Source organism: Streptomyces sp. NBC_01450 (genome assembly GCF_036227505.1).
Classification (GTDB): domain Bacteria; phylum Actinomycetota; class Actinomycetes; order Streptomycetales; family Streptomycetaceae; genus Streptomyces.
The window spans coordinates 558,429-585,129 of record NZ_CP109481.1 but is presented as its reverse complement, the minus strand read 5'-3'; the positions used below and the strand labels follow the sequence as shown (position 1 = coordinate 585,129).

Here is a 26,701-nt window from a genome sequence, read left to right as displayed (position 1 = left end):
TCACGAGATCCCCGACAGAGCCGACACTCAGATGTGTCTCAGCGCAGTTGCTCGGCCAGTCCGACGATGATGCCCTCCGGGCCGCGGACGTAGCAGAGCAGATGGCTGTCCTCGAACCGGGCGATCTCGCCGACGAGTTCGGCGCCGTGAGGGCGCAGGCGGGCAACGGTGTCCTTGATGTCGTCGACGGCGAACATGACGCGGTGCGTGCCCAGAATGTTGTGCGGCCGGTTGCGCGGCCCGGCGCTGATCACCGCGGGGCTGCGGTACTTCGCCAGCTCGAGCCGGCTGTGGCCGTCCGGGGTCCGGACCATCGCGATGTCACAGCGGACGCCTTCGAGTCCGGTGCACTGGTCGGCGAAGAGCCCCTCGACCTCCGCCCTGCCCTCCAGCTCCATACCGAGTTCCACGAAGAACGCGATGGCGGCATCCATGTCCTCGACGACGATGCCGACGTTGTCCATCCGCTGAATCGCCATGCTGGTCTCTCCTTCTTCCTCGTGCGGCCGGTGGTGGCCGCTGATGTCCCTGGGACGGAGCCGGCGGCACGTTCTCGACATCCTCAGACCGCCGAACTCCGAAAAATCTGGATCGCGCCTCAGCACGGCCACAGCGGACCCGCGAGCCAGGCGCCACCACCGAGGGGTGAGTGCGGCGCAGGTGGCCGCTCCCATGAAGACGGTCAGCCGCAGCGTGCCGTCCCCGCCTTTCAATGCTTCCTCGATGATTCGCAGCGTGCGCGCTTGAGCATTGCGCCTCCCCAGTCAATTCACGGTGCCGGGTCACCCTTGGCGGGTGGAGTTCCCCGTGCCGCTCGCCCTCGCCGCACCCGTCCGGGCCCCGCCGCGCGGCGCCGGCGCGAGCTGGGGGCCGCGCTGCCCCCCCGGCGGGCCCGAGCATCCGTGGACGGGAATGCGGCGAGGTAGCTAGAAATTACCGACTCCTGTGGCGTATCCCGATGCGGCCAACACTGGCGAGAGGGATCTTGGAGGCCGGACCCGATTTCGATGACGGTCGTACTATGGCCTGACCGCACTGATGTCGTCCCGAGGAGTCACCGTGGCCCGCCCCCGCACCGCCGCCCGGACAGTGGAGCACCCCGACCCGTCGGAGGTTTCGCTTCAGCAGGTCCTGGAGGCCCTGGTGGATCCGGTGCGGCGCATGGTGGTGTCGCAGCTGGCCCGGGCGGGCGAGGACAAGAGCTGCGGCACCTTCGACACGCCGGTGTCGGTCTCGACCCTCACACACCACTTCAACGTGCTGCGCGAGGCGGGTGTGATCCGGCAGTACTACGTCGGCACGACGAAGATGAACACGCTGCGCACCGATGTGATGGAACAGCGGTTTCCCGGTCTGCTGTCGGCCGTGCTGGCCGCCTCCCTCGCGGAGGAGGCGGGCTCGACAGCCTGAGGCAACCAAGTTCGACCGCTATCGAAATTTGACGCCCATCGAACCTTGGGGCAAGGTGAGCAGTGCGACCGAGCTGACTCGGTGCACTTCACCCACCCCTGTCCCAAGGACGGATGCGCCATGGCAAGACTCGTACAGTTCGACCGGCTCGGCGGCCCCGAGGTCCTCACCCTCCGCGACGTGGAGGTGGGAGCTCCGGGAGCGGGCGAGGTGCGGATCCGCGTCGACGCGATCGGCCTGAACCGGGCCGAGATCATGTACCGCGAGGGCGGCTACTTCTACCAGCCGGTCTTCCCCTCCACCCTCGGTTACGAAGCCGCGGGCGCGGTCGAGGCCGTCGGCGAGGACGTGACTCACCTCGCCGAGGGAGACCTGGTCGCAGTCGTGCCGGCGTTCCTGCAGAGCGAGTACGGCACATACGGCGACCACGTCATCGTTCCCGCCTCGGCCGTCGTGCCCCGCCCCGCGAAGGTCGACCCCGTCCAGGCCGCCGCCGTGTGGATGGCCTACATCACCGCCTACGGGCCGCTCGCCGAGTCCGGCCAGGTGCGCCCGGGCGACCATGTGCTGATCACCGCGGCCTCCAGCAGCGTGGGCCTGGCCGCGATCCAGGTCGCCCGGCATGTCGGTGCGATCCCGATCGCCACCACGCGGGGCGCGGGCAAGAAGCAACGCCTCCTGGAGGCCGGTGCGGCGCACGTCATCGTCACCGACGAGGAGGACCTCCCCGCCCGCGTCAAGGAGATCACCGGCGGCGAAGGCGTCCGCCTGGCCTTCGATCCCGTAGCCGGCCCCGGCGTCGAGACCCTCGCTCAGGGCATCGCATCCGGTGGCAGCCTGGTCGTCTACGGCGCTCTCGACCCGCGCCCCACACCGCTGCCCAACGCGCAGTCCTTCCCCGCGCTGACCAGCAGCACGTACACCCTCTTCGAGATCACCACGAACCCCGAGCGGCTGCGCCGCGCGGTCGCGTTCGTGGGCGCGGGGCTGGCCTCGGGATCCTTCACCCCGGTCGTCGACCGCACCTTCGACCTCGCGGACATCGCCGACGCGCACCGCTACATGGAGGCCAACGGCCAGGTCGGCAAGATCGTCGTCACCGTCACCCACGACGACGACACGTCCTCCTGAACCCTCTGCCCGCCCTGTCGCGAGCACCAAGCCCAAGAGAAGGAGCGTCATGCGACTCACCAAGTTCGGCCATGCCGCCGTCCGTCTGGAGAAGGACGGCCAGACTCTGGTCGTCGACCCCGGGGCGCTCACCGAGCCCGAAGCCCTTGACGGCGCCGACGCCGTCCTGGTGACCCACGAGCACTACGACCACTTCGTCGAGGAGAATCTGCGCGCCGCCGCCGAGGCCAACCCCGGGCTGCGCATCTGGACCAATCCGGATGTCGCCAAGCAGCTCGATGGACTCGGCGCGGGCCGGGTCAATGCCGTCACGCACGGCGACACCTTCACCGCGGCCGGATTCGACGTCGAGGTCCACGGTGAATGGCACGCCCCGATCCATCCGGAGCTGCCCAACTCCCGCAACATCGGCTTCGTCCTCGACGACGGCAAGCTCTTCTACCCCGGCGACGCGTTCACCCTCCCGGAACGGAAGATCGACACCCTCCTGCTGCTCTCCCACGCGCCGTGGGCGAACTCCACGCAGATCTTCGACTACGCCCGTGCGGTGGGCGCGTCCCGCGCGTTCAACACACACGACGCCCTGCTGAGCGACGCCGGCCGCGCCATCGTCGGCGGCTTCTTCGACACGCTCGTACCCGGCCTCGCCTACGCCAAGCTGGCCATCGGCGAGCCTGTCGAAATCTGAGACCGCGCGGGCAGTGCAGTCCGGTGGTGACCAACAACCAGCCCAGACACCCCTCCGCCGTTCATCGGGTGCGGACACCTGTACTTCGATCGGTCGAAGTGACGCAGGAGGCTCACACACCGCACACGGCCGCCATCCGCACCGACATCTGCATCGACATCCGCAACGTCACCGACCTGGAGCCGGTGATGATGATCAGCGAAGTCCCGATCGGCTGATCCCAGCCGCTGTCACGCCCTGGGCACCCGGCCACCGCCCCCTGCGGACACCCGAGGGCCGCGCCCGCCATCGTGCGTAGGCCGACTCGGCGTACCCGTCTTCGCCGCCGACAGGGCCGCATCGCCCGACAGACGGTCGGAGCCCCTTATCAGAGCACCAAGGAGTCACATCATGAGCCGAGCCGTCCGTTTCCATGAGACTGGCGGACCTGAGGTCCTGCGCCTGGAGGAGATACCGGACCCGGCGCCGGGTCCGGGCGAAGTCCTCATTCGCACCCGAGCGTTGGGGCTGAACCGGGCGGAGTCGATGTTCCGGCTCGGCGAGTACGGCATCGCCCCGGTCTTCCCCTCCGGCCTCGGCTACGAGGCGGCCGGAGTGATCGAGGCCGTCGGGACCGGTGTCACCGGCTTCCACCTGGGTGATGCCGTGAGCGTGGTTCCGTCCTTCGCCATGACGGACTACCCGGTGCACGGCGAAGCGGTCCTCGCCCCCGCCCATGCCGTCGTCGCCCACCCTGAGCACCTGTCCTTCGAGGAGGCTGCCTCGGTGTGGATGCAGTTCGTCACCGCATACGGCGGCTTGGTCGACCTTGCGGGCGTGCGCGCCGGTGACACCGTCCTGATCCCCGCCGCCTCCAGCAGCGTAGGGCTCGCGGCGATCCAGGTCGCCCACAAGGCCCGGGCCCGAGCCATTGCCCTGACCCGCACCAGCGGCAAGCGGCAGCAGCTCCTGGACGCCGGCGCCGACGCGGTCATCGCCACCGCCGAGGAGGACGTCGTCGCCCGGGTGCACGAGCTGACCGGGGGCGAGGGCGCCCGGGTGATCTTCGATCCGGTCGGCGGCCCGGCTCTGGCCGACCTGGTCGCGGCCGCCGCCCACGACGCCGTCATCGTCGTCTACGGCCTCCTGGACCGCACCCCCGCGCCGCTCGACGTCGGCGCGGTCCTCTTCAAGCACCTCACCATCCGCGGCTTCGAACTCTTCGAGATCACCACCGACGACCAACGCCGTGCAGCCGCCGTCGAGTTCGTCCGCGACGGCCTGGCCAAGGGAGAGCTGACCCCCGTCATCGACAGGACGTTTCCGCTGGACGCCATCGCGGACGCGCACCGCTATCTGGAGGCCGGCGGCCAGGTCGGCAAGATCGTCGTCACCGTCGCGCACACGGACGGGGCGTCGTCGTGAAATACGGCATCATCATGTTCCCCACCCAGGACGCCATCCCCCTGAGAGCAGGTGGCCAGGACCACTGCAGTCAGTTGCGGCCGGGGTCCCCGCTCGGCAGAACCAGTGGGACGGGACGCAGAGCGCGTGTACGCGACACCGGAGTCGGTTGCCGCCGCGGTCGACTCCCTCATGTACTCCCGGCGGCCGCTTGCCGAAGCTCACGAAGAGGAGTGGCCGCAGGCGGCCGCAGTACGCGCCGCGATCGACGCCTACCGTCTGCGCGTCCTCGGCCAGGACTTGTCCGGCCGATCATGTTGGTTAGGGTGCGAGAGTGTCCAAGACGAGCGTGAGCAACGAGACCAGCAGCATGCTCTGCTTGTGGGTTGAGCCGTGGGGAACCGATCACTGGATGCGTCCGGGTGAGGAGTTCACTGTGGTGACCGAGATGGAGCCGGAGGAGTCGCCGTTCAACGTGGTCGTGCACAAGCAAGGCATCACGGTATGGGTGAACTCGAGCAACGATGCCGAGGTCTTCGATGAGAACGGCATCTCGGTGCCGTGCGGGCACCAGAGGCCGGCCGAGGATGTTCTCTGAACTGCTTGAGATCTTCAGGTCCGGAGCCAGACGGCCAGAGCTTTGCTGCCGTTGCGGCGCCGAGGAAGACGCAGCCGCGTTTGTGCCCGCTGCAATGGCGGGTCTTCGATCTTGAGCGGTGCGCCTGCTCAGGGCCTCTGACGTTTCGTTAGGCTCAGTGAGGGCACCTGGTGGCTGCTGCCGGGGCCGCAGGCGCGCCGGGGCCCCAGGGCACCACACGGCCACGGTACCTCTTCGTGACTACGGGTACAGCTTCTCGCCCTTCGCCAGCATCGCTACGTACTTCTCTATCCGGCGCGCCCGGGTCTCGGGCTTCTTGGCGTCTTGGACCCTGTACAGGATCGCGTAGCGGTTCTGCCGGTCCAGTGTCTCGAAGAACTCCGCCGCGGCCGGGTCGGCGGTCAGGGCCGCCGTGAGGTCGTCCGGCACCGTGGCGGTCTTCGCCCCGTCGTAGGCCGCCTCCCAGCGGCCGTCTGCCTTGGCGCGGTCGACCTCGGCCTGCCCCGGGGGATGCATCCGGCCCTGCTCGATCAGGGCGGCCACCTTGTCCCGGTTGATCTTGGACCACTTGCTGCGCGGCTTGCGCGGGGTGAACCGCTGGAGCCACCACTGGTCGTCGAACTTGGCCTTCTGACCGTCGATCCAGCCGTAGCAGAGTGCCACGTCGAGCGCCTGGGCGTAGTCCAGCGCGACGATTCCGGGGCCCTTCTTGCGAAGCTTGAGCCAGATGCCGGGCGAGACGGCGTGGTTCTCGCCGAGCCATGCCTGGAATGCCTCGGCGGATTCGAATGCGACGATCTCCAAGTTCTGAGTCACCCCAGCAGCGAACCACACCCGGCCGATTGTCATGACGCATTCGGGCACAGCCTTGGATGCAGGATGCCCGTGGACCCGCGTGATCATCTCTGTTCCCGACGCAGAACGATCATGCAGGAGCCGTGGGCTTGCTCAACGATACGACGTTGCTGCTCGACCTCGACGGGGTGTCCGTGGCGCGGGTTGAGCGGCTGGCCGACGGAAGGCGCCGAGTCCACCTGGTCACGGCCGACGAGGCAGCCAGGGCCTGCCCGGCCTGCGGGGTTCTCGCCACCCGAGTGAAGGGCTCGGCGGTGACCCGGCCGCGCGATCTTCCTTACGGCGAGAGCGGATTGGAGTTCCGCTGGCGCAAGCGCCGCTGGTGGTGCCGCGAGCCCGGCTGCCCTCGCCGGTCCTTCACCGAGCAGATCCCGCAGATCCCGCAGATCCCGCAGATCCCGGCTGGTGCCAGGCTGACCGCCCGGCTGCGGGGTGCGGCCGGGCGCCGCATACGGGATGCCGGCCCCACGGTCATCCAGGCCGCGCGGGATCTGCATCTGTCCTGGCCGAGCGTGATGGAAGCATTCCGCCCTGGTCCGGTTCATCGGGCTGGCCGAGCTGGCCGCAGCCGCAGGACTCCTCGCCGGTCTCTTCTGGCAGCCCATCGGCGTTGCAGCCGCCCTGGGATTCGCAGTCGTGCTGGTCGGAGCCATCGGCTTCCACGCCAAGTCCGGCGACTACGCCAAGCCCGAGACCCGCGGCAACGCGATGGCACCCGCCATCCTCACCATCGTCGCGATCGCTGCCGCCGCCACCCTGGTTCTCGCATCCTGACCAGGGCCGGAATCCGCGGCACCACGGACTCGCCCTCCGCCCGACAAGCCCGGCCGGGCGATCCCAGGATCACCTCTCTACGCGGACTGCGGCCGTTCATCCGTATCTGTTTCCCAAGCACTGCAACAACTGAGGAACATCCCATGGCCACTCTTCTGCACCTTGATTCCTCGCTGTTCCCAAGCGACGCCTCCTCCTCCCGCGCAGTGACCGCCGCCTTCCGCCGGACCTGGCAGGAGCACCACCCCGAGGGCACAGTCATCTACCGTGACCTCGCCACGAACCCCGTACCGCACCTCACCGCCGGCCAGACCGACCCGGCCGCGCACACCCCCGCTCAGGCCGCCGCCTTCGCCCACCGGCTGACACTGATCGACGAACTGGAGAACGCCGACGCCGTACTGATCGGCGCCCCGATGTACAACTACTCGATCCCCTCCACCCTCAAGGCGTGGCTCGACAACATCGTTCTCGTCGGCCGCACCGCCGGCCTGGAAAACTCCAAGCTCAAGGGCACCCCCGTCACCGTCGCCGCCAGCCGCGGTGGCTCATACGCAGCGGGCACGCCCCGCGAGGGCTACGAATACGTGCAGAACTACCTCACGGCCGTTCTGGCAGACACGCTCGCCCTGGTCGTGAACTTCATCGTCCCGGAGCTCACGATGGCCGTACACAACCCGGCGATGTCCGAGCTGATCCCCCTCTTCGAAGCCTCCCGCCAGCGGGCACTGGATGACGCGACCTCCACGGCCAAGGCGATAGCCCACCGCATCGCCGCCTAGAAACGGCGCCCGTCCGGGTGGTGGCCGTGAAGCACGCTTCACGGCCACCACCCGGACGCCTGTACAACTGCTGCCCCGCGAACGACGCATACGCTGAACTTTGAGGGTGTGTCAATTTAACGGCTGATCTTGGTTGTTGATGGTCAGTTGTTGCTCGGGGTCAGGCGGCCCTCGAAGGCGATCCGGAACGCGTTGAGGGGTGCTTTCCAGCGCATGGTCCACCTCTTGCGGCCCTTCGCAGTCGGGTCCAGGCTCATCAGTGCCATGTAGATGCACTTGAGGGCGGCGGCCTCATGGGGGAAGTGCGCGCGGGCACGGCCCTGCGGATGCGGGCGTTGACACTCTCGATCGCGTTCGTGCTGCAGAACGCCGCCGCGCTCGCTGAAACAGCTGTCGAGGCGGCCAGGTCCCAGCACACCGCACTGCCGGGAGAGACCCTCGCGGCCGCCATGGTCGCCCGCATCGCCAAGGGCGTGCAGGCACTCGATCAGGAGATCGCCGAACTCGACGCGCTCATCGAAGCTCGGTTCAACGATCACCGACACGCGACGGTGATCCGCAGCCTGCCCGGCATGGGCACCCTCCTGGGCGCCGAATTCATCGCCGCCACCGGTGGCGACCTTGAGACCTTCGGCACGGCAGATCGCCTGGCGTCCTTCGCCGGCCTGTCACACGTGCCACGGGATTCCGGTCGTGTCAGCGCCAACATGCGCCGCCCGCGCCGTTACCACCGCGGCCTGCTCCGGGCCTTCTACCTTTCCGCAATGGCCAGTCTCAGAACGTGCGCCGCCTCCCAGGCCTACTACGGGCGCAAGCGGAACGAGGGCAAGGGACACAAGCAGGCTCTGCTCGCTCTGGCCCGTCGACGAGTCAACGTCTTGTGGGCCATGCTTCGCGACGGAGAGTGCTACGAGGTCCTACCAACCGTCACGGCAGCGACTTGACATCGTCATTGGGAAGTTCTTTAACCTCAAGATGGCCAGTGCGCCCGGTCTGGACAGATGTCTCCCGGTGGGGCCGCCTCGTGCCCTGGTGACAGCTGAGTCGATCAGTAGGCTTACGGTGTGGCGGTATGAGAGTGCTGTCGGCAGAGGTGGACGCGTGGTCCGGGTGGAAGGAGCGGCGACGGCAAGTGTCGCGGGCCCGGTTGTCGGGCGGTTTCTGGACTCCGCTAGAGGGAGTCCCGTAGGTTCCGAGGTGATCTCGCCCGGTGGGAGGCGAACGCGATGGAACAGGCTTGGGATCGAGAACTCGCGCACTCGGCGGCACGGATGCGGCGGCGACTGATGGCCCATCCGACCGAAGGGCGCTGGCAGGAACTGCGGTACTGGGATCCCTTGCCCAGCGCCCGCGAGCTCACCAACTCGATGGGCAACGGGCGCTGGGAGTACCACAGCTGGCTCAACGTGCCCGGTCCATTCTACGCGGGCGTGACCGACGACGGCCTGAACGGCCCGTACTACCTCCCCGACCACGTGCTCTCCAGCGACGAGCACTACGAGTTCGTCTACCGCCAGCCAGCCAATCCCCGCGAGGTGGCGGGACTGGTGGAAATCGCCGCCGACGAACCGCAGGGCGGCTACGCCTGGGACGGCGACCAACAGTGGACTCCCGAAGCGGTGAGACAGTGGTGGGCCGGGCGCGAGTCGGTCCGCGCCTGGATAGCCGAGGAACTCGACGACCGCCAGAACGAGAAGGAAGCCCTCCACCAGTACGCCGCCTACTTGGACGACGGCCTGGAAGACTACCTGCGCGGCTACCTGTTCTGGCTGATCGAGAACCGAGAGCCCCGCACCGACGAGGAACTCCCCACGCTGAGCCTGTGACGGACCACTGATTCTGGTGTTCTCCGGACAGCCGAGCGGCCTTGGGGTGATCATGTGCGCTGTCGAGTCCATGATGATCGAAGCCAAGGCCGTAATGGTGAGTCTGCTGGACGATGCTGCCCACATCGAGCCCCTGGCCGTGTTGTCCGGGTTCAGGGGGCCTTCTACGACTGAGGGGCCCTGCGCTTCTCGGACAGCGGTGTTGAGGGCTCTGCCTATGCTGCTGCCTGCAACTCCTCGTGCTCGGCGTGGACTTCTGCGGGAGTGTTGTAGCCGAGGCCGGAGTGGAGGCGTTTTCGATTGTAGAACATCTCGATGTAGCGGACGATCGCCCGGTGGGCGTGTGCGCGTGTTGGGAACGTAGTTCGGTGCACGAGTTCGTTTTTGACGGCGCCGAAAAATGATTCAGCCATCGCATTGGTGTGTCCAGAAGGTGATTGGGAGGTTCTGACGTAGAAGACGGGAGCGAACAGTCGCCATGCTGTTGTGAAGATGAAGGTAGGTCCTTCGGCATCGGTATGTAGGTGCAGGTGTCAAACCACCATGAGCTGCTGCGGTGAATGAGTCGTGGTGGTGAGCGTCATGGAAAAGCCGTACTGAATGCGGCAGGTGGGGGCTGAGAAGGCGAACGCAAGTGAACCGCTGACGACGTGTCGTAAAGCTGAGACGACACCAAAACCAGGGCCTCAATGCTGTCCTGGGATAAGCCAGACGGGTGCCTGCTTACTGGTCTGGTGGTGTCCGGCATGAAGGTGGCGCGAGCTCAGTCCGGGCTTCACAACGGAACTGGAGAACTCCTTGACACGAAACAGCGATCCACGGGTTTGACGTGGCTCGCAAGAGGGAGCGGCACAAGTGGCGAAGAGCCATGAGATCCGGAGTACCGGTCGCGCGTCGGGAGGGCGGAACGTCCCGTAGTAGTGATGAACCCTCCGTAATAGAGGCGGAGCGAAGGGGACGTGTTGTTGGGTGTCGATCGGCGATCAACCAGAGATGGGAGGAATCGGATGGTCGAGACAAGATCAGCAGGCAAGCCGTTTGATATTCCGAAACGGCTGATCTGGAACGCATACCTGAAGGTCAAGGCCAACAGGGGAGCGGCTGGGGTGGACGGGCAGTCGTTAGCGGAGTTTGAGCAGGATGAGAAGAGCAACCTGTACAAACTGTGGAACCGGCTGTCCTCGGGAAGCTACTTCCCCCCACCCGTGAGAGCGGTTGACATTCCCAAAGCCGGCGGTGGGGCTCGGAGCCTTGGGGTTCCGACCGTGGCCGACAGGATCGCCCAGACGGTAGTGGCCATGACATTGGAGCCAGATGTGGAGCAGATCTTCCATCAGGACTCGTATGGCTATCGCCCGAGGCGCTCCGCGCTGGATGCGATGGAGACGTGCAAGCAGCGGTGCTGGAGGCACCCTTGGGTGATCGACCTTGACATCCAGGGATTCTTCGACAACGTGCCGCACGCCCCCATCATCGCGGCAGTGGAAAGGCATACCAATCTCCCGTGGGTTCTGCTGTATGTGAAGCGATGGCTTGTCGCCCCTGTGCAGCAGCCCGACGGAACGCTTGTCAGGCGGGAAAAGGGGACTCCTCAAGGATCTTCTATTTCACCGTTGTTGTCGAATCTGTTCATGCACTACGCGTTCGACGCGTGGTTGGCTCGGGAGTACCCGGCGATCAGGTTCGAGCGGTACGGCGACGACGCTGTGGTGCACTGCGCCAGTGAGAAGCAGGCGAACTTCGTCCGCACCATCATCGAGCGCAGGCTGCTGCAGTTCGGATTACGTCTCCATCCGGAGAAAACCAGGGTGGTGTACTGCAAACAGGAAGGTCGTGAACGGGATTTCCCGGTCACGGAGTTCACGTTCCTGGGGTATACCTTCCGTCCTCGGGCGGCCCGCTTGCGGGATGGGAGGCTGAAGACCGGCTTCCTTCCCGCAGTGAGCAAAACAGCCATGAAGTCCATGACGAGGACTATCCGGAGTTGGCGACTGGGGCGCTGTACCGAGCTGAGCTTTCAGGAGATCGCCGCGGTGATCAACCCCATCGTGGCGGGATGGGTCAACTACTATGGGCGCTTCTACAAGTCCAGATTGATCAGGTTTCTGGAACAGCAGATCAACCCGTTCCTTGTGAAATGGGCCCAGAGGAAGTACAAACGGTATCGCCGTGCCTCAAGGAAGGCCCGGAGGAGGTTGGCTGAGATCGCCTCAGCATTCCCGGGCATGTTTGCTCACTGGAAGCACGGCGCGTTGCCTACTGGTTCAACAATGGGAGCCGTGTGAGTCGCGAGGTTCACGCACGGTTCTGAGAGCGGCGGTGGGTGAGATTCCCGCCGCCGACTCACCTCCCAACAGACACCGGTGCGGCTGACCGACGCTCGCAGGCCCAACAAGCGGAGCTTGCAACGAAGTTCCCGAGACGTGTATTGGCTGCCGCGATCGGAATGAAATGTGCAGCCTTCGGCGAGGTCGATGTTCCGGGCCGCCATATCGAGTGCATCCGATATGAGAGAGGCCTTCAAATGGTCGGCCATCGCCCAGCCGACCACAGCTTTGGTGTGGCAGTCGATGACGGTCGCGAGATACAGGAACCCGGCCCAGGTGTGAACGTAGGTGATATCGCTTACCAGTTTGCGCCCGGGAGCGTCAGCGGTGAAGTCACGGGCCAGCAGGTCGGACGTGGCCGGCGCCGCATCATCGGCGATCGTGGTCGCCCGCCAGGGCCGCGGCTGGCATGGCACCAGGCCGAGCTCGCGCATCAGCGCGCGGACCAGTTCCGCTCCGGCCTGCACGTTCATCCGCTGGAGCGCGGCGTGGACACGCCGGTAGCCGGGTCTCCCGTGAGTCGGAGAAGACCTGGAGGATGACGGTCCTCAGTTCCGCACGGCGCTTCGCGGTGGCCGACAACGGCCTCGATCTCCAGTGGTAGAAGCCCGACGTGGACACTCCCGCCCAGGTGCACACCTGCTGCACGGGAAAGTTGTCGGCCTCGCCGTCGATGTCGTTCACACCGTGGCGGGTCGCCGCCGAGCACGTACTGGCGTACGCCGGGATTCGGAAGAACTTCGAACGCGCCTGGTACACCCCGCCGCCGACACCACCTCGGTACTGGCCTGTCGCAGACAACGCTCACTACAGCCACCCGGACCGGGATGCCCGGCTCGCCGGGGAGCAGCAGCTGCGGCTGCCCGCCAAGTACCGCGGCGCCCACACGATCCCATGGCCCGATATGCCCCGTGGGGACGTCGCCACGAACCTCGCGGTGGTCAACCCTGCGCTGCTGTCCGACCTTCCTTGGACGGACTGATCGCCGTGACCAACCGCTGTAGGCTCGCCAGCCAGATGACGGCGTCGACGGCGTAGTACGACATCGGGTCGGGCGCCCGGCCGTCCGAGGCGGCGCATATGTCGGCGATGACAGCGTGCTCCGGCGGCACGTCCGGGGCCGGGGGCTCGGCGGGCGCTCGGCATGGCTTCCTGGAACGCAGGTCGTACATCAGTGGCAGCGCAGTCAGCCGGAGACGGTGGGTGGCGTCGCGCAGGTGCGCGGCGCTGGGCGGCCAGGCCGCCAGTACGCCTGGAGGGCAGTGGTCGAGCAGGCTCTGCCCCATGGTGATCACACGGTTCCCGGCCAGCAGGATGGCCATCCAGTCCTTGTCGGCAGGGTGCGCCGGGTCCGGGTCGCCGCGCTCGGTGGCGTACTGCGCGTAGCTCGCCTCCGCGATCACCTGGGCGAGGCGGGCCCGGGCCAGCGCGTCGCCGGCCGTCCCGTCCCCGGCGATGGTGTCGATGATCTCGGTGACGGCCCGGGTGCTCTGGTCCAGCAGCCGTGAGCAGGCCCGCCGAAGTTCCCCGGCACCGCCTTGCGGCCAGGCCAGCAGCCCGACCACGGCTCCGGTGACGCCGCCGATGACGACATCCGTGAACCGGACGGCGGCCAGCCCCGGCTGGGCGGGACCGAGCTGGGCAAAGGCGGCGGCTGCGGCGATCGTGGAGAACGCCTGGTTCCAGCCCATGCCGAGCACGGGCCCCGCGGAGAACGCCAGAAAGTACAGAGGCGGCAACACGACCGCGTACACCGCCAAGTGGTCGGCGACGAAGTACAGCATCGCAGCTACCACGGCGGCGCCCGCGAGCGTGCCGCCGAGCGCCGGCCAGAGCGCCGTACGGGTGCCCGTGGCGCTGGTCCCCATCACGGTGATGGTGGCCAGCAGCGCCCAGATGCCGTGGCCCAGGTCGAGCCCGCCCACGATCAGCCGGGCGGCGGACAGGGCCAGCGCGATCCGGACGGCATTCTGGAAGTACACCGACCGTGGCGTGAGATGGGTCTGCAGGCGGCGCGCGTAGAGCGAGAGCGCGGGCCGGCCTGCGTACCAGAACGGGCCCGGCCGCTCCGCAGGCGGCGTCGTGTCCGCGGGCACGGGCGCACCGAGCGCGATCCGCACCGCCGTGACCAGGAAGGTCCCGGTGTACGCGATGTCCAGGGCGATCGCGCCGCCGCGCACCACGGCCGCGCTGTTCGGGTGCCACATCGGCAGGCGGACGCGCTGGGCCTCGAAGTCCGACGCGGCGGCGGTGTACGGGGCGTCGGAAGGCGCCGGGCCCCGGCCGGACAGCCCGAGTGCGACGCCGTGGCATGCGGTGGCCGACGCTTGCAGCAGCCGGGCCGCCGCGGGGTCGCGGGTGCTGGGGGTATCGCGAGCGTCCTGTTCCAACTGCCAGGTCTGGGCCAGCAGATGACGCATGTAGGCGGCGCCCTGGCACAGCGCCCGGTGCCGCGCCGACGCCGATGTCGGGCGCTCGTCGTCCGGCACCCGGCTCAGCCGCAGCTCCTGCGCCGCCGTCATCAGCCGCTCCGGGCTGTCGAACGGTGGTGACCGCGACTCCGCCGCGAGCGCCCGCAGCGTCCGGGATGCCACCGCCGCGGCGCGCGCCAGCCGGTCCGCGTAACGCCCCGGCGGGGGAGCCGGCATCAGCCACATCTCCGCCGCAGCCATCAGCACGATCCCGGTAGCCAGCCCGGCCAGGCGCGCCCCCAGCGTCGCGGGGGCGTACGGCGGAAAGCACGCCAGGATGTAGAGCGCCTGGAGGCCGCCTGCCAGCCCGCCCAGTCGGGGCGCGCCCACCCCCGCGTACGAAACCAGGAAGCCCACCCCGAGCATCCCGAGGGCCGCCGTCCACGAGTGCACCCCGAGCACGGTCCCCAGGGTGACCAGCGCGGCCGCGACCGGTAGCACCGCCAGCAGCGTGCGGGCGCGCTCGCGCGGCGTACCCGGGACGAAGGACATTCCGCCGGTGGCGATGGCGCCGAACAGCGCGTAGATCGCCGCGACATGGTTTCCCAGGCCGTAGCGCGCCGCGTAGAACCCCGTGCACGCCACGACCGTCACCCGCGCCGAATGCCGCACCGCCCGCAGGCCCGGATCACGGGCCCGCAGCCATTCCAGCCCACCGCGAAGGGGCACCCGTGGCCTCCTCGTCGATTCGGTACAGAGACACGCCCGCTCCCCCTGTTCACGGTAGGGCGGGCGGGTATGCCCGGCCACCGCGCCCGGAGCCGGTCAGGCGAGAGGGACCAGGACCAGATACTTCTCGCTCCGCAGGTCCTTGTGCGCGTCCGGCAGCCGGAGGACGAGGCCCGGGCGTGGCGCCCTTGGTTCGGGCAGACCGTTCGATCTGGTAGATATCTGGCACGCGCAGCAGATCTACCCGAGGCAGGGTTCGCGGTGGAGACGCCCTCAGAGCGAGCAGGTGCGTGCAACCGGGGGGCGGATGTGCGTCAGTAGCCGGTGCCGCGCTTGACCTGGGCCCGCTCGGTCTCATGGGTCGCACCCTTGTCGTCCAACGTGCGACACGCGTCCTCGATGTCCTGGCTCAGGCGATCGATCTGCTCGCGGCTCAGGGTCTCCTTGACCAGGGCACGCATGATCTTCACCCGCTCCGCGTTGGGCGGGAGCGTGTACGCCGGCACCATCCAGCCGCGCTCGGCCGAGAGCTGCCAGGCGACGTCGGACTCGTCGTAGGCGTGCTTGCCGGCGAGACGGAAAGCGACCAGCGGCAGCTGTTCGAGGTCGCTGCCGATCACTTCGAAGCGGTCGCCGCTACGCAGGTTGTCCGCCAACGCGTGGGCGTTCTCCTGCAACATCTTCATGACGTAGGTGTAGCCCTGGCGACCGAGCCGGACGAAGTTGTAGTACTGCGCGAGCACCATCGACGCGCCGGTAGAGAAGTTCAGCGTGAACGTCGCGTCGGTCTTGCCCAAGTAGTTCTCGTAGAACACGAGGTCCTTGGGCAGGTCGGACTCCTCGCGGAAGACCAGCCAGCCGATGCCGGGGTAGACCAGGCCGTACTTGTGCCCCGAGACGTTGATCGAACGGACCTGCTCGAGCCGGAAATCCCATTTCGAGTCCGGATAGAGGAAGGGCCACACGAAGCCGCCGCTGGCTCCGTCAACGTGGATCGGGATGTCGAGGTCCCGCTCCTTGCGGACGTCCCGCAGGAGCTTGTCGATCCCGACGACGTCGTCCTTGTGGCCGGTGAACGTGGTGCCGAGGACGGCGACGACGCCGATCGTGTTCCCGTCGAGGTGAGGCTCCACGTCCTCCGGGCCGATCGTGTACTTGCCCTCGGCAAGCGGCACGATCCGCGGCTCGACGTCGAAGTAGCGGCAAAACTTCTCCCACACGACGTGGACGTCCCCGCCGAAGACCAAGTTGGGTCGGTCGACCGACAGATTGGCCGCCCGGCGGCGCTCCCGCCACTTCCACTTCAGCGACAGCGCCCCGAGCATGATCGCCTCGGACGAGCCCTGGGTCCGACATCCGGTTGTCTTGCCCGGCGCGTTGAAGAGGCCGGCGAGCATGCGCACGCAACGCTGCTCGATCTCGGCGGAAATCGGGTACTCCGCATGGTCGATGAAATTGCGGTGGAGATTCTCGGCGATGATCCGTTGCGCCTCCGGCTCCATCCAAGTGGTGACAAACGTGGCGAGGTTACGCTGCGGGTCACCCTCCATGGCGAGGTCCACATCCAGCAGCCTCATTGCGTCCGTCGCAGCCATGCCTTCCTCGGGGAAGGTGTCCGAGGGAGCGGGCACGGTCAAGAATCGGTTGCCAAAAAGAGCCGCGTCGTCACCCTTAGTCATATGACGATTCAAACAGCGGCGGTGCCTGCCTCGGCGAGGGACACGCCGAGATAGAACAGGAGGCTCCGAACTGGCTGTGGCCCAGCGCGAACGGAATAGCCCCTTCTTTGGGAAAAGGCACCGACCAGCCTTCAAAGTCCGTCGGCTCGCCTGACCCCCACACCGACCCACCCAACTCCCATCCCGCCGGCCGTCGACCCACACCTATGTGGAGCGGGCGCGGTGCCGGGCGTCCAGGTGGAGCGCGCCACTCTCCCTGGTGTGCGCGGCGCCGCCGCCCTTGACGAGCCAGCCGTCCGGCGCTATCTGGTCCGCACCGTCAATCGTGACATCGAAGCGGTCGATGCTGCCGAACGGTTCGACCCGTAGATCGAGCATCAGGGCCGCCTCCTCGGTCCGCGGCGACGTCGCGACACACCGCAGTGACAGACCGCGTGGACACCAAGAAGAAGGAACTTGTCGGCGACTTCAAGAACCATGGCCGTCAGTGGCGGCCGGCAGGCGAACCGGTGCCCGTGCGCGTCCACGACTTCGCCGATCCGCAGCTGGGCAAGGCCATCCCGTACGGGATCTACGACCTCCGGGCGAACACCGGCTGGGTCAACGTCGGAACCGACCACGACACCGCCGCGTTCGCCGTGCAATCGATCCGCCGCTGGTGGCACGGCCAGGGCCAGGACGCACATCTCCAGGCGACACGACTGCTCATCACCGCCGACGCGGGCGGCTCCAACGGCTACCGCGCCCGGGCCTGGAAACTCCAACTCGCCCAACTTACCGCTGAGACGGGACTGCTGATCACCGTCTGTCACCTGCCGCCGGGCACGCTCCCACAGCGGCCCCGCTGATCGTGGCCAGGTTCACCAAAAGCCAGTGCCAGCCCTGCCCGGCGCGTACCCAATGCACCACCTCCCGCGAAAGCACCCGCACCGTGGGCTTTCCCCCACGAGAACTCCGCGACCTGCAATTTCGCGTCCGCACCGAGCAACAGACGCCTGAGTGGAAGACCCGCTACGCGGTCTGCTCCGGAGTGGAGCGGCACTGTTAACGAGTTCGCCCGCGGCTATGGCATGCGACGCTGCCGCTACCGAGGACCGCTACCGAGGACAGGGAAAGGCCCACATCCAGCACGTCCTGACGGCCATCGCCGTCACCATCGAGCGACTCAGCGGACTGCCACCAACCGAAGAAGCCCCCACGCCCCGCCGACCGACCGCCTTCCAGAACTACCTCGACCAGCGCGAGATACCCCGGCCGAAGTCCTGGCGAACCCTGGGCAGCTGACCTCGGCGGCACCAAGATCCCCGACAGAGTCAAGTTTAGTGATGGTGTTTTTGAGCGCGTCGCCATCCGGCATGGTGGAGACGGTGAAGGAGTCGGCGGCCCCGATCAGGGAGACGATGGCCGCATCGGTGATGAGGCAACCAAATATCCTCTCAGGCTCGGGACTTGGCATGATTGTGGTGCTCGACCGAGTCGTCGCGGGCGACGAACACGTCGGCGACCAGCGTCGGAGGGAACAGGCCGTGCTCGACAACGCCGGGGGTGGCGCCGAGCAGCGCCGCCAGGCCCGCGAGGTCGTCGTAGGCACAGTGGCGCGCTCCACCTGGACGCCATGAACCACGTCCGCTCCACAGTGTGTGGGTCGACGGTGGACGGGATGGGAGCTGAGGATACTAGCGGGTTGCTGTCGAATGCAGAGCCAGCCGGTCGGCCGCGGCGTGACCTTCCAACTGCCCTCGGCTGCCGCGTCAACCGTCACCCTGCTCGATGTCCAGATGGATCGGACCCCGAAGAACGGGGCTGGGCCGGTACGGCGGCGGGTCGGCGACCAGCCTGGGTCGGTCGAGCCGGCGTACCAGCTCGGTCAGCGCGATCTGGGTTTCCCGCCGGGCCAGCGGGCCACCGAAGCACAGGTGGATGCCGCTGCCGAACCCCAGGTGCTGGTTGTCACGCCGATCCGGGTCGAATCGGTCCGGATCGTGGAAGCGCTTCGGATCGCGGCTGCCTGAGGCAAGCATGAGCATGATCTGCGAGCCCTGGGGGATGACGGTGTCGGCGACGGTGATGTCGCTGTACGCCGCCCGCCAGGGAATGATCTGCACGGAGGGCTCGTAGCGCAGCAGTTCCTCGACCAGCGGCACGACGAGGTCCGGTTCGTCGCGAAGTCGTTGCAGCACCTGCGGGTGGCGCAGCAGCGTCAGCATGCCGTTGGTGATGAGGTTGACGATGGTCTCATGGCCGGCGATGAGGAGCAGTTTGGCGGTGGCGACGATGTCGGCGTCGGCCATCCGACCGTCGGGCCCGTCGTCGCTGGCCAGCCGTGACAGGAAGTCGTCTCCCGGCCGGCCGTGGCGCTGTTCCACCAGTTCGCCGAGGCACTGGCGCAGATCTTTGCGGGCCTGTACGCCCTTGTCCAGTTTCTCCTTCGGGTCGGTCTTGGGGTCGTAGTCGATCGAGTTCATGATGTCGTTCACCCAGAGGTGGAACATCGGCTCGTCCTCGCGTGGCACGCCGAGCAAGTGACAGATCACGGTTACGGGGAACGGGAAGGCGAAATCATCGACGACGTCGATCTGCTCCTTGCCCGCCAAATCGTCGATCAGGCTGCGGACGGTGGCGGTCAGGAAGCCTTCAAGTCCGGTCACCAGCCCAGGGGTGTGCGGGGGGCCGAAGTGACGCGTCGCCATACGCCGCAGGCGATCGTGCTCGGGCGAGTCCATGTGGATGAACGACGACGTGGCCCCTCCCTCGGCCGAGGGCATCGGACGCGACAGATTGCGCACGTCGGAACTCAGATGCGGGTCATTCAGTATGTCCGTGATCTCGCGATAGGCGCTGATGACGTAGCTGCCGTCCTCCTGCCGAGCCACCGGCGTCCTGCGCAATTCGGCATACAACGGGTAGGGGTCGGCCCGGGCGGAGTAGTCGAAGATCCGTTGCAGCGTGCCGGGCGTCCCGGTCGTGGTCGTCCGGCCTTCCACCTGCCGATACCGGTGCACGGCCGTGACGCGGCGCTCACCGGGGTCATGGCCTGTGACGACCGCCGTGGCGCCCTGCGCGAGCAGGGCGGGGCCGGGGAAGTCGACGGGCACCGGTTTCATCTCGGCCGGCTGGTCCGGCGTGGGGCAGGGGGGCGGGAAAGGTGCTGCCTTCTCGATCAACCGTCGGTAGTGGTCCAGCCACTTACCGTTGTTGAAGCTCACGGCGGCCGTGACGCGGCCCCGATAGCCATATACGGTGACGAAACGGTGGTCGTCCAGCGATCCCTGGGTGACGACCACCTCGTCGGCGAAGGTCGGCACGCCGACGGACTTGATGTTGACGCCGAACTGGATCGACCAGAACAGCGGGATGGACAGGTGGGGCCGGCGGTCCGCCTGGGCGCTGACCATGTTGTGTGCCGCGACCTCTGCCTGCTCCACGGCGTTGGCCCAGTGCTCTAGTGCGATGAGCCGGTATTCGTAGATGGGGTTCGGGCAACGTGCCACGTCTCCCGCGGCGAAGACGTCGTCGGCGACGCGGCCATGGATGTCGAGGGCGCGGCAACCCGTGTCACAGGTGATTCCCCACACGCCCGCCGCCAGTCCCGACTCCCGCAGCCACTCGGTGTTGCGGATGCTCCCGAGCGCCACCACCGCCACATCGGCGTCGATGGTGCTGCCGTCGGAGAAGTGGGCGCGGCGGAAGTGCCCCTCGGCGTCGCCCTCCAGTTGGGTGACTTTGACGCTGCAGCGCAGGTCGACGCCGTGGGCGCGCTGCATGTCCGCCGCGACCTCACCGATCATGGCGCCGAGTGCGCCGACCAGCGGGGCTGGTGCGAGTTCGGCGACGGTCACCGGGATGTCACGCTCGCGGCAGATGGAGGCGATCTCGGAGCCGGTGAATCCCGCACCGACAACCAGTACCCGGGAGGGCCCGGCGGCGAGGGCTCGCTGCAGGCTCTCGGCATGCTCGCGCGTACGTACGACGAACACTCCGTCTAGGGCCGCCTCGGACTCGACGAACCACGGCCGGGCCCGTACCCCGGTGGAGATCAGCACCCGGTCGAAGGGAACCTCGCGTCCGTCGGTGAGATGTACGTGGTTCGTCGCGAGGTCCAGCCCGCTGGCGGGCACGCCGAGCAGCCACTGCGCATCGATGCCACGACGGCGGGGCAAAGTGGTGCCGTCGGCCGGCACCCACCCGGTCAGTACTTGCTTGGACAGGGGAGGCCGGTCGTAGGGCTCGCCCAACTCGTCACCGATCATGGTCAACGATCCGGTGAAACCCTCGTCTCGTAGAGCTTCCGCGGCCCGCAGCCCCGCCAGCGACGCCCCGACGACCACGATGCGGCCATCGCGCTTGAACGCACGCAGGTTGTCGGCACTGGTCATCACGGCGACGCCTCCGTTGGTGCGTGCCGCGCATCCAGCTGGTCGACCAGGATCGCCTGGACCGGGCAGGCCGCCGCGGCACGTAGCACCTGGTCGCGCCGGGCGTCGTCGGGGTCTGGGTCGTACATGAGCGCTTTCTCACCGTGCATCCGGAACGCCTCCGGAGCCAGGAACGCGCGCTGTGCATACCCCGCGCATCGGGAAAGATCAACGACAACTTTCACCCCGACCTCCACAGGGAGTGGGAGCTGTAGACCCTCAAGCCGACGCCACTCCGGCGCGCAATGAGGGAGGATCCGGCCGCTGCCCACGCCTGCGAAGTGCGAGGGGGTGCACCGCGCTCGTCGGGTCTCCATGGAAAGAATTGATCATCGCGGCTAAGGCGATCGGCGTCGGTCTAGGGACGTATCCCTGGTTGCGGCTGCATTTTGGTTACGTAAGCGGCGCTCTTTTGGATTGCCGTTTCGACAGAAACCGTGTGGCACGGTGCGCCGAAATGCCGTCAGAGGGTCAGCGTAACAGCGGCACCGATACCGGCGAGTCCAGCGTTGATCGATTAGATGGTCGCAGGCCAGAGACCCTTTCCTTCGCTTCTTCGGCTGCCGGGGCACTCGCCTAGGATCAGTAGAAGTCAAGCGTTGGCCAGGGCGGATGCCGATAGTAGAGGGCGGGAGTCAGTCTCGCTGACTCCCGCCCTCTCTCATTGTCTTGGAGTGACCCCCGAAATTCCGACACCTGGACGCTGGATGCTTTGTCATCCAGGGGAAGTGATCCATGGTGGCAAAGCGGAAGAACTACCCCGAAGACTTCAAGCGGGACGCGGTGGACCTGGTGCGGTCCTCGACGGACCGTTCTCTCACTGATATCGCTCACAGCCTGGGCATCCATCTGGAGACCCTGCGCAAATGGGTCCGCGATGACAGGGCCCGTGCCCAGACGCATGTGTTCGCCGACGCGCGGCGATGAGGAAAGCATGGGCGAGCATCGTTCTACCGGACGGCCAACAGCCTTCTCCAAGACGACCTGGCGGCGTCTGCCGTCGCCTACCGGCAGGCCCTGGCCGCCGACAGTGTGCGACTGCTGCTGCGCGACGACCGCCCTGTCAGTGACCGGGCTGGCCGACGCTGTGACGGCGGCGGTGTTGCCCGCCAGGTCCTGGACGGTGAGGCCGCAGGTGGTGCCCGCGCCGCGGTTGCTCCGCAAGGTTGCAGCTCCCCGATCCCATCGACACCGGTCCAGAAGAGCCGCCTGCCGTCTGCCTTCCTCGCGGCCCGCGGTCCTCGATGGTGGTCCGCAGCAGGTGCATGCGGCATCGACTACGTACCGCTTCCAAACCCCGCCTGCTACCACCCTGCTACCATGCGAGTATGACTTCCGCGAAGAAGCAGACGCAGGTCCGGCTGGAAGAGGACGTGCTCGCGGCCGGCAGAGCCGCCGCAGCCGCCCGCAGGCTGGACTTCAACAAGTACGTGGAGCGGCTCATCATCGAGGACACCACCGGTGCCCGCGCAGCCGGCATGGCGGCTGCGCAGCGGCTCATCGATGAGCACGGCACGTTCCTCGACGATCTGGAGCAACAGCTCGACGCCCCGTATGCCGATCCGCATCCGGGTGTCGCCGCGTGATCTTGCACGTCGATGAATCCTGGATTCTTGAGGTGGCGGAACGAGCCGGGCGCCACGACCCGACCCCCGACGATTACGGTGTGCCTATCGCCGCCGTCGCCCGCCACCGCGGCGAACTCCTTGACACCTCCGTCTACGACGGCCCCTACGCCCGCGCCGCCGCCCTGGTGCACAACCTGGGCCGCTGCCGCTGGTTGGAGCGCTCCAACCTCACCGTCGCCTGCGCCGTGGCGGTCATGTACCTCGAAGCCAGCAACATCGCCGTGAACCCGACCCGCGAACAGCTCACCGCGCTCGCCCACGAGCTGAACAACCCGCGCTGCACCGCCGCCCGGATCGCGTCCCACCTGCGCACCTGGAAGCCCTGATCCCGACCCGGGTGGTACTGGGAGAACGGCTTCAGCTCCCCCGAGCTGCCCGCCCGGTACGCCATGGGCCGCCCCCCACAGCATCCCGGGCTCGGGACTGAGTCGGTCAGCGGGATGGTGGCCCGCCGCCGTTACCCAGCCCCAGCAGCCTCCAACTCGGGGCCCCCGCCTCCACCGGCCGGGTCGGCGGGCGGAGGTGACCGTGATGGGCATAACCGAGAGCGTCGGCAGGACGTATGTGGTCTACGACGGAACCCGCTACGGCAAACTGGGCGCCAATCACATGCGATGCAGCAGCGACGGTCGGCGGGCCATCAAGATGGGGAGCACCGAGGCACACAGCTTTGCCGAGGGAAAGTTCGGCTCCCTCGTGTGCACCGGCGCGCCTTACCCGAAGAAGGGCACCATCGGGTACTACCTGCGCGGTCAGAAAATCTGCAAGCCGTGACGCTGACCCGCCCGGCCGCCCGGGCACACGTCCAAGGCACTCCGAGTGAAGGTGGCATGGTGAACCGCAGTCGCATCACAGTTGCAGCTGCGCTGCTGGGCGTGTTGCTCAGCGCATGTACAGGGCAGGGGACCGGCCCACATCCGTCGGCCTCGCCTTCCGCCGTGCAGACGGCAAGCCACTCATGCCGTTTGACAACAGCATTAGGAAGCGAGGGTGACGGTGATGGGCGCGGCCTCCTGCAGACCCTGGCCGCTCGCGCCGCGCTCGTGGGGCAGAGCTGCGGGGCTCCCGCGCCGCGTGGGAGCCCAGCCGGTCCCTTCTGGATCCCGTCACGCGGCGCGGCCTACGGCCTCGCTGGAGGTCAGCCGATGCCGGTGACCTGGAGCGCGGTGGTCCAGTTGTTCTTGATGGCGCTGCGCGCGGCACAGGATCAGCCGAAGGCCGCTCTCACGTCCGCCGGATGCACTTCCGAGTGATCATGTTCGGGGGCATCGTTCGAGCCGGATCCCCAGAACAAATTCAGCGTGCTCCGGCCGGGTTGGCGTCCTCGCCGAGGTAGGTGCCGTATCCCTCGGCGACCAGCGGGCCTTCGAAGGTCAGCACCTCGTTGACCAGTCCGCCCTTCTGGTTGCGGTAGTTGATGACCAGGCAGTCCACGCCGACGTAGCACCCGACCACTTCAAACTGCAGGTCCGGGATGCGCCGCAGGCCCTCCGCCCAGTAGGCGCGCAGCGCTTCCTTGCCGCGAATGACCCCGTCACTGCCGAGCAGTTGTGCGGCCACCGGCGACCGGAACGTCACGTCGTCGGCGAAGTGCGTTAGCAGAGTGTCTAAGTCGTGCGCGTTCCACGCCGTCACCCAGGAGTCGACGAACGCCCGCGCTGTTCCATGATCCATGGGCGCATTATGCCGTTCCACATCAGGGTTGGGACGGCCGCTCGGTTCGAAGAACAAGCGGCCCGCCACCCGCTACGACGTGGGCAAGACCGTCAAACGGCCTGAGACGATCACCGAACGCAACCAGGCCAGACCATAAAGCACACGCGAAGCTGTGTCTGAACCTCTTTGCGCTGTTCACGGGGCTATGCAGCGGGACGGGTCTCTGCTTGCCGTTCGGATCGGCGTCCATCGACGCTGATCCGAACGGCGGGTGGCGGGTTCTGGATCGTCTGTCTCAGTTTCTGCTGTGGCTCAGAGTGCGCGGTGCATAATGTGGAGCCCGACGTAGCCCTTCGAGGGATGCCGGAAGCCTTCCGGCAACGTGCCAAGCACCTCGAAACCGATGGACCGATACAGCTTCACCGCATGCACGTTCGTATCGACGACCGCGTTGAACTGCATCGCCCGGAAGCCGGCCGCGCGCGCCCACTCCACCGTGTACTCACACAGTGCTCGGCCCACGCCCTGCCCAGAGTGCGCCGGGTCGACCATGTAGCTGGCGCTCGCGATGTGCGAGCCGTTGCCCATGTGGTTGTTGTTCATCTTCGCCGTGCCGAGGACCGTTCCGGCGTCGTCGACGGCGACGACCGTGCGGTTCGGGGCCGGCAGGAGCCACCAGTCGCGGCTCTGCTCTTCGCTGAGATCGATCGGATAGGTGAAGGTCTCACCAGCGGCAACGATCTTGTGGAAGAAGGGCCAAATGGCAGGCCAGTCCTCGGTGTTGGCTTCCCTGATCAGCATGCGGACAGGATGTCGGCCCGCGCCACGGGACCGCCAATGCTTTTCGCGCCCCGGGGGGCGCCTCACGTTTCGCAGGTCACGAGGCCCCGGAGCTGGGTGCTGATCGGGTTTGCCGTTCGGTTGAGCGTCGATGGACGCCGAATCGAACGGCAGTCGGAGGGACCGTCAGGCGGTTGTGGCAAGGGGAGTTGGGGCCGCTTGGGGCCGGCGGTTGCGTCGGGTGAGGCGGCGGGTCATGAGGGTGATGAAGGCCCAGTGGCTACGAGGGGCAGAGGGCGGCGGTCATCAGGGCGAGGGCCGCAGGGCTGGCGTCGGCGTCGGTGCCCCAGTCGGTCCAGTCCACCGTGACTTGGCGGGTGCCGTCGAGTGTGTGGAAGGAGATGGTGCGGTAGCCGGGAGTGCCGCCGCCGTGCCCCACGATGGTGCCGCAGGGGCGGGCGGCCATCTCCAGGCCCAGGCCCCAGCCGTCGCCGCTGGTGTCGGTGGTCATCTCGCGCAGCTCGGCTGGGCGCAGGAGGCGGCCGCTGAGCAGGGTGCGGAAGAAGTGGTCGAGGTCGGCGGTGGTGGAGATGATCTCGCCGGCAGCGCCGGCGATGGACATGTTGACGGTGGTGTAGTCGACCGGGACAAGTGTCCCGTCCTTTTTCTCCACTGGTTCGTAGCCGTGGGAGTGGGGCCCGGTGAGGAAGGGAGAGGAGCCCGGCAGACGGGTGTCCCGGAGCCCGAGGGGCCGGATGATGCGCTGGTCGATTTCGGTGCGGTAGGAGCGGCCGGTGACCTTTTCGACGATCATCCCGAGCACGATGTAGTCCGTATTCGAGTAGTGGTGATCGGTGCCCGGCGGGAACAGCAGAGGGCGGTTGCGGTCGCCGTCCTTGACGGCCCGTCGGACCAGCTCGGCGGGTGTCCAGGTGCGGAAGCGGTCGTGAGGGGCGTCACCGTCGAGCAGTCCGTCGGTGTATTCGGGCAGGCCGCTGGCGTGCTGGAGCAGTTCCCGGACCGTGATCTTGTCGCCTCCGGGGGCAGGGACGAGGCCGGGAAGCCACCGCTCAGCTGTGTCGGACAGGCGCAGCCGCCCCTCGCCCACCAGTTGGAGCACCACGGTGGCGGTGAACGTCTTGGTGACGCTTCCGGCGCGGAAGCGGCCGTCGACAGGGGCGGGCTGCCGGCCGTTGAGCCTGGACTTGCCGCTGCTGCCGCGCCATACGGCGCCACCCTGCCGGACCTCGGCGACCGCGCCCACCGCGCCGGTTGCCGTCACCCGGTCCAGCGCCGCCTGCAACGCAGTTGCGTCCGGTACCACGGTGGGCGGTGCGGCGACCGCATCGCCCGCCGTGGGAACCAGCGCGCACACTGTCAGCAGCGCCAACGCCCCGAATCGTGAGCCCCTCATCGTTCTCCCGCCCTCGCTGTTCCCCGTGGTCCCCGTCGTACTGGCGTGGACGATGGTGCCCGTCCACGCCAGTACGACGGATCCACCCGGGGAACGAGGGGGTTTCCCGGAACAAAGGGCCGCCCGCCCCGACGCCGGGATCAGGGGTTCACCTAGGGGCCGTCGGGAACGAGCCCCGTCATCCTTGCCCGCATACCCCTGCGTTGGCTCTCACC

At 67.5% G+C, this 26,701-nt stretch carries 28 protein-coding genes and 5 pseudogenes; 20 read left to right on the top strand and 13 right to left on the bottom strand.

Annotated features, from left to right (window positions below):
* Positions 1-38: 38 nt before the first annotated feature.
* The gene (locus tag OG568_RS51005; RefSeq protein ID WP_329536946.1) at positions 39-479 is read right to left on the bottom strand and encodes a VOC family protein; all 441 of its coding nucleotides are present in this window, start codon (positions 477-479) and stop codon (positions 39-41) included.
* A gap of 559 nt (positions 480-1,038) precedes the next feature.
* On the opposite strand from OG568_RS51005, the gene OG568_RS51000 reads away from it, so the two are divergent.
* From OG568_RS51000 to OG568_RS50980, 5 genes are all read left to right on the top strand, one after another.
* Positions 1,039-1,410, top strand: a complete 372-nt coding sequence (locus tag OG568_RS51000; protein WP_443077925.1) for an ArsR/SmtB family transcription factor — start codon at positions 1,039-1,041, stop codon at positions 1,408-1,410.
* Positions 1,411-1,530: 120 nt separating this feature from the next.
* Positions 1,531-2,541: a zinc-dependent alcohol dehydrogenase family protein gene (locus OG568_RS50995; RefSeq protein WP_329536944.1), complete on the top strand. Its 1,011-nt coding sequence runs from the start codon at positions 1,531-1,533 to the stop codon at positions 2,539-2,541.
* Positions 2,542-2,590: 49 nt separating this feature from the next.
* Positions 2,591-3,229 carry an MBL fold metallo-hydrolase gene (locus OG568_RS50990; RefSeq protein ID WP_329536943.1) on the top strand — a complete coding sequence of 213 codons (639 nt, stop codon included), beginning with the start codon at positions 2,591-2,593 and terminating at the stop codon, positions 3,227-3,229.
* A gap of 390 nt (positions 3,230-3,619) precedes the next feature.
* The gene (locus tag OG568_RS50985) at positions 3,620-4,633 is read left to right on the top strand and encodes a zinc-dependent alcohol dehydrogenase family protein (RefSeq protein WP_329536942.1); all 1,014 of its coding nucleotides are present in this window, start codon (positions 3,620-3,622) and stop codon (positions 4,631-4,633) included.
* Between the two features lie 313 nt (positions 4,634-4,946).
* Positions 4,947-5,210 (top strand): hypothetical protein, encoded by a 264-nt coding sequence (locus tag OG568_RS50980; RefSeq protein ID WP_329536941.1) that lies wholly within the window; start codon positions 4,947-4,949, stop codon positions 5,208-5,210.
* A 240-nt stretch (positions 5,211-5,450) separates the two neighbouring features.
* On the opposite strand, the gene OG568_RS50975 is transcribed toward OG568_RS50980, so the two are convergent.
* Complete coding sequence (locus tag OG568_RS50975; RefSeq protein WP_329536940.1) at positions 5,451-6,059, bottom strand: YdeI/OmpD-associated family protein; 609 nt, start codon at positions 6,057-6,059, stop codon at positions 5,451-5,453.
* Between the two features lie 89 nt (positions 6,060-6,148).
* Here OG568_RS50975 and OG568_RS61800 point away from each other — a divergent pair.
* The 3 genes and pseudogenes from OG568_RS61800 to OG568_RS50965 form a co-directional block, all read left to right on the top strand.
* Positions 6,149-6,580 (top strand): annotated as a pseudogene (locus OG568_RS61800) (transposase family protein); the annotation flags it as partial.
* A 16-nt stretch (positions 6,581-6,596) separates the two neighbouring features.
* Positions 6,597-6,839: a DoxX family protein gene (locus OG568_RS50970; protein WP_329538252.1), complete on the top strand. Its 243-nt coding sequence runs from the start codon at positions 6,597-6,599 to the stop codon at positions 6,837-6,839.
* A 143-nt stretch (positions 6,840-6,982) separates the two neighbouring features.
* Complete coding sequence (locus OG568_RS50965; RefSeq protein WP_329536939.1) at positions 6,983-7,621, top strand: FMN-dependent NADH-azoreductase; 639 nt, start codon at positions 6,983-6,985, stop codon at positions 7,619-7,621.
* Positions 7,622-7,764: 143 nt separating this feature from the next.
* On the opposite strand, the pseudogene OG568_RS50960 reads toward OG568_RS50965, so the two are convergent.
* Positions 7,765-7,985 (bottom strand): annotated as a pseudogene (locus OG568_RS50960) (transposase); the annotation flags it as partial.
* Here OG568_RS50960 and OG568_RS50955 point away from each other — a divergent pair.
* Both OG568_RS50955 and OG568_RS50950 read left to right on the top strand, forming a co-directional pair.
* Positions 7,984-8,565, top strand: a pseudogene (locus tag OG568_RS50955) (transposase); the annotation flags it as partial. The pseudogenes OG568_RS50960 and OG568_RS50955 overlap by 2 nt on opposite strands.
* Positions 8,566-8,847: 282 nt before the next feature.
* On the top strand, positions 8,848-9,447 hold the full coding sequence (locus OG568_RS50950; RefSeq protein WP_329536938.1) for a ferredoxin: 600 nt from the start codon (positions 8,848-8,850) through the stop codon (positions 9,445-9,447).
* A 215-nt stretch (positions 9,448-9,662) separates the two neighbouring features.
* Here OG568_RS50950 and OG568_RS50945 read toward each other — a convergent pair whose 3' ends face one another.
* Complete coding sequence (locus tag OG568_RS50945) at positions 9,663-9,920, bottom strand: IS3 family transposase (RefSeq protein ID WP_443077971.1); 258 nt, start codon at positions 9,918-9,920, stop codon at positions 9,663-9,665.
* Between the two features lie 534 nt (positions 9,921-10,454).
* On the opposite strand from OG568_RS50945, the gene ltrA reads away from it, so the two are divergent.
* The gene (gene ltrA / locus OG568_RS50940; protein ID WP_329536937.1) at positions 10,455-11,732 is read left to right on the top strand and encodes a group II intron reverse transcriptase/maturase; all 1,278 of its coding nucleotides are present in this window, start codon (positions 10,455-10,457) and stop codon (positions 11,730-11,732) included.
* Here the strand turns inward: ltrA and OG568_RS50935 are convergent.
* Positions 11,681-12,280 (bottom strand): annotated as a pseudogene (locus OG568_RS50935) (IS3 family transposase); the annotation flags it as partial. The gene ltrA and the pseudogene OG568_RS50935 overlap by 52 nt on opposite strands.
* Before the next feature lie 107 nt (positions 12,281-12,387).
* On the opposite strand from OG568_RS50935, the gene OG568_RS50930 reads away from it, so the two are divergent.
* Entirely contained in the window at positions 12,388-12,756 is a 369-nt protein-coding gene (locus OG568_RS50930; protein ID WP_329536936.1) for a hypothetical protein, read from the top strand.
* Here OG568_RS50930 and OG568_RS50925 read toward each other — a convergent pair.
* From OG568_RS50925 to OG568_RS50915, 3 genes are all read right to left on the bottom strand, one after another.
* Positions 12,716-14,914, bottom strand: coding sequence for an FUSC family protein (locus OG568_RS50925; RefSeq protein ID WP_329536935.1), 2,199 nt, complete (start codon positions 14,912-14,914; stop codon positions 12,716-12,718). The genes OG568_RS50930 and OG568_RS50925 overlap by 41 nt on opposite strands.
* 314 nt (positions 14,915-15,228) lie before the next feature.
* On the bottom strand, positions 15,229-16,593 hold the full coding sequence (locus OG568_RS50920; protein WP_329536934.1) for a glutamate decarboxylase: 1,365 nt from the start codon (positions 16,591-16,593) through the stop codon (positions 15,229-15,231).
* A gap of 204 nt (positions 16,594-16,797) precedes the next feature.
* The gene (locus OG568_RS50915; protein WP_443077924.1) at positions 16,798-16,971 is read right to left on the bottom strand and encodes a ribose-5-phosphate isomerase A; all 174 of its coding nucleotides are present in this window, start codon (positions 16,969-16,971) and stop codon (positions 16,798-16,800) included.
* Between the two features lie 56 nt (positions 16,972-17,027).
* Between OG568_RS50915 and OG568_RS50910 the strand changes: the two are divergent.
* The 4 genes and pseudogenes from OG568_RS50910 to OG568_RS50895 all read left to right on the top strand — a co-directional run.
* Positions 17,028-17,420: pseudogene (locus OG568_RS50910) on the top strand (ISAzo13 family transposase); the annotation flags it as partial.
* 23 nt (positions 17,421-17,443) lie between these two features.
* Positions 17,444-17,641: a transposase gene (locus OG568_RS50905; RefSeq protein ID WP_329536933.1), complete on the top strand. Its 198-nt coding sequence runs from the start codon at positions 17,444-17,446 to the stop codon at positions 17,639-17,641.
* 17 nt (positions 17,642-17,658) lie between these two features.
* Complete coding sequence (locus OG568_RS50900; RefSeq protein ID WP_329536932.1) at positions 17,659-17,877, top strand: hypothetical protein; 219 nt, start codon at positions 17,659-17,661, stop codon at positions 17,875-17,877.
* A 170-nt stretch (positions 17,878-18,047) separates the two neighbouring features.
* Entirely contained in the window at positions 18,048-18,212 is a 165-nt protein-coding gene (locus tag OG568_RS50895; RefSeq protein ID WP_329536931.1) for a hypothetical protein, read from the top strand.
* A 132-nt stretch (positions 18,213-18,344) separates the two neighbouring features.
* Here the strand turns inward: OG568_RS50895 and OG568_RS50890 are convergent, their stop codons facing one another.
* Positions 18,345-20,969 carry a cytochrome P450 gene (locus OG568_RS50890; protein ID WP_329536930.1) on the bottom strand — a complete coding sequence of 875 codons (2,625 nt, stop codon included), beginning with the start codon at positions 20,967-20,969 and terminating at the stop codon, positions 18,345-18,347.
* Entirely contained in the window at positions 20,969-21,325 is a 357-nt protein-coding gene (locus OG568_RS50885; protein WP_329536929.1) for a ferredoxin, read from the bottom strand. The genes OG568_RS50890 and OG568_RS50885 overlap by 1 nt, the downstream gene beginning before the upstream one ends.
* Positions 21,326-21,743: 418 nt before the next feature.
* On the opposite strand from OG568_RS50885, the gene OG568_RS50880 reads away from it, so the two are divergent.
* From OG568_RS50880 to OG568_RS50865, 4 genes are all read left to right on the top strand, one after another.
* Entirely contained in the window at positions 21,744-21,935 is a 192-nt protein-coding gene (locus OG568_RS50880) for a transposase (RefSeq protein WP_329536928.1), read from the top strand.
* 401 nt (positions 21,936-22,336) lie between these two features.
* A complete protein-coding gene (locus OG568_RS50875; protein ID WP_266435979.1) occupies positions 22,337-22,594 on the top strand; it encodes a hypothetical protein in 258 nt (85 codons plus the stop codon).
* Positions 22,591-22,962, top strand: a complete 372-nt coding sequence (locus OG568_RS50870) for a fic family toxin-antitoxin system, toxin component (protein WP_329536926.1) — start codon at positions 22,591-22,593, stop codon at positions 22,960-22,962. The genes OG568_RS50875 and OG568_RS50870 overlap by 4 nt, the downstream gene beginning before the upstream one ends.
* 205 nt (positions 22,963-23,167) lie before the next feature.
* On the top strand, positions 23,168-23,410 hold the full coding sequence (locus OG568_RS50865; RefSeq protein ID WP_329536925.1) for a hypothetical protein: 243 nt from the start codon (positions 23,168-23,170) through the stop codon (positions 23,408-23,410).
* A gap of 522 nt (positions 23,411-23,932) precedes the next feature.
* On the opposite strand, the gene OG568_RS50860 is transcribed toward OG568_RS50865, so the two are convergent.
* The 3 genes from OG568_RS50860 to OG568_RS50850 form a co-directional block, all read right to left on the bottom strand.
* Positions 23,933-24,310, bottom strand: a complete 378-nt coding sequence (locus tag OG568_RS50860) for a nuclear transport factor 2 family protein (RefSeq protein WP_329536924.1) — start codon at positions 24,308-24,310, stop codon at positions 23,933-23,935.
* 294 nt (positions 24,311-24,604) lie between these two features.
* On the bottom strand, positions 24,605-25,093 hold the full coding sequence (locus tag OG568_RS50855) for a GNAT family N-acetyltransferase (protein ID WP_329536923.1): 489 nt from the start codon (positions 25,091-25,093) through the stop codon (positions 24,605-24,607).
* Positions 25,094-25,352: 259 nt separating this feature from the next.
* Positions 25,353-26,462 carry a serine hydrolase domain-containing protein gene (locus OG568_RS50850; RefSeq protein WP_329536921.1) on the bottom strand — a complete coding sequence of 370 codons (1,110 nt, stop codon included), beginning with the start codon at positions 26,460-26,462 and terminating at the stop codon, positions 25,353-25,355.
* Between the last annotated feature and the right edge of the window lie 239 nt (positions 26,463-26,701).

Bases quoted from the DNA above. Each gene is read 5' to 3' on its own strand.
- OG568_RS51000 (WP_443077925.1), top strand. From the start codon at position 1,039: ATGTCGTCCCGAGGAGTCACCGTGGCCCGCCCCCGCACCGCCGCCCGG.
- OG568_RS50890 (WP_329536930.1), bottom strand. From the start codon at position 20,969: ATGACCAGTGCCGACAACCTGCGTGCGTTCAAGCGCGATGGCCGCATC.
- OG568_RS50975 (WP_329536940.1), bottom strand. From the start codon at position 6,059: ATGACAATCGGCCGGGTGTGGTTCGCTGCTGGGGTGACTCAGAACTTG.
- OG568_RS50915 (WP_443077924.1), bottom strand. From the start codon at position 16,971: ATGCTCGATCTACGGGTCGAACCGTTCGGCAGCATCGACCGCTTCGAT.
- OG568_RS50900 (WP_329536932.1), top strand. From the start codon at position 17,659: ATGGCATGCGACGCTGCCGCTACCGAGGACCGCTACCGAGGACAGGGA.
- OG568_RS50885 (WP_329536929.1), bottom strand. From the start codon at position 21,325: ATGGAGACCCGACGAGCGCGGTGCACCCCCTCGCACTTCGCAGGCGTG.
- OG568_RS50965 (WP_329536939.1), top strand. From the start codon at position 6,983: ATGGCCACTCTTCTGCACCTTGATTCCTCGCTGTTCCCAAGCGACGCC.
- OG568_RS50880 (WP_329536928.1), top strand. From the start codon at position 21,744: ATGGTGGCAAAGCGGAAGAACTACCCCGAAGACTTCAAGCGGGACGCG.
- OG568_RS50895 (WP_329536931.1), top strand. From the start codon at position 18,048: ATGATTGTGGTGCTCGACCGAGTCGTCGCGGGCGACGAACACGTCGGC.
- OG568_RS50990 (WP_329536943.1), top strand. From the start codon at position 2,591: ATGCGACTCACCAAGTTCGGCCATGCCGCCGTCCGTCTGGAGAAGGAC.
- OG568_RS50920 (WP_329536934.1), bottom strand. From the start codon at position 16,593: ATGACTAAGGGTGACGACGCGGCTCTTTTTGGCAACCGATTCTTGACC.
- OG568_RS50875 (WP_266435979.1), top strand. From the start codon at position 22,337: ATGACTTCCGCGAAGAAGCAGACGCAGGTCCGGCTGGAAGAGGACGTG.
- OG568_RS51005 (WP_329536946.1), bottom strand. From the start codon at position 479: ATGGCGATTCAGCGGATGGACAACGTCGGCATCGTCGTCGAGGACATG.
- OG568_RS50950 (WP_329536938.1), top strand. From the start codon at position 8,848: ATGGAACAGGCTTGGGATCGAGAACTCGCGCACTCGGCGGCACGGATG.
- OG568_RS50855 (WP_329536923.1), bottom strand. From the start codon at position 25,093: ATGCTGATCAGGGAAGCCAACACCGAGGACTGGCCTGCCATTTGGCCC.
- OG568_RS50860 (WP_329536924.1), bottom strand. From the start codon at position 24,310: ATGGATCATGGAACAGCGCGGGCGTTCGTCGACTCCTGGGTGACGGCG.
- OG568_RS50985 (WP_329536942.1), top strand. From the start codon at position 3,620: ATGAGCCGAGCCGTCCGTTTCCATGAGACTGGCGGACCTGAGGTCCTG.
- ltrA (WP_329536937.1), top strand. From the start codon at position 10,455: ATGGTCGAGACAAGATCAGCAGGCAAGCCGTTTGATATTCCGAAACGG.
- OG568_RS50865 (WP_329536925.1), top strand. From the start codon at position 23,168: ATGGGCATAACCGAGAGCGTCGGCAGGACGTATGTGGTCTACGACGGA.
- OG568_RS50995 (WP_329536944.1), top strand. From the start codon at position 1,531: ATGGCAAGACTCGTACAGTTCGACCGGCTCGGCGGCCCCGAGGTCCTC.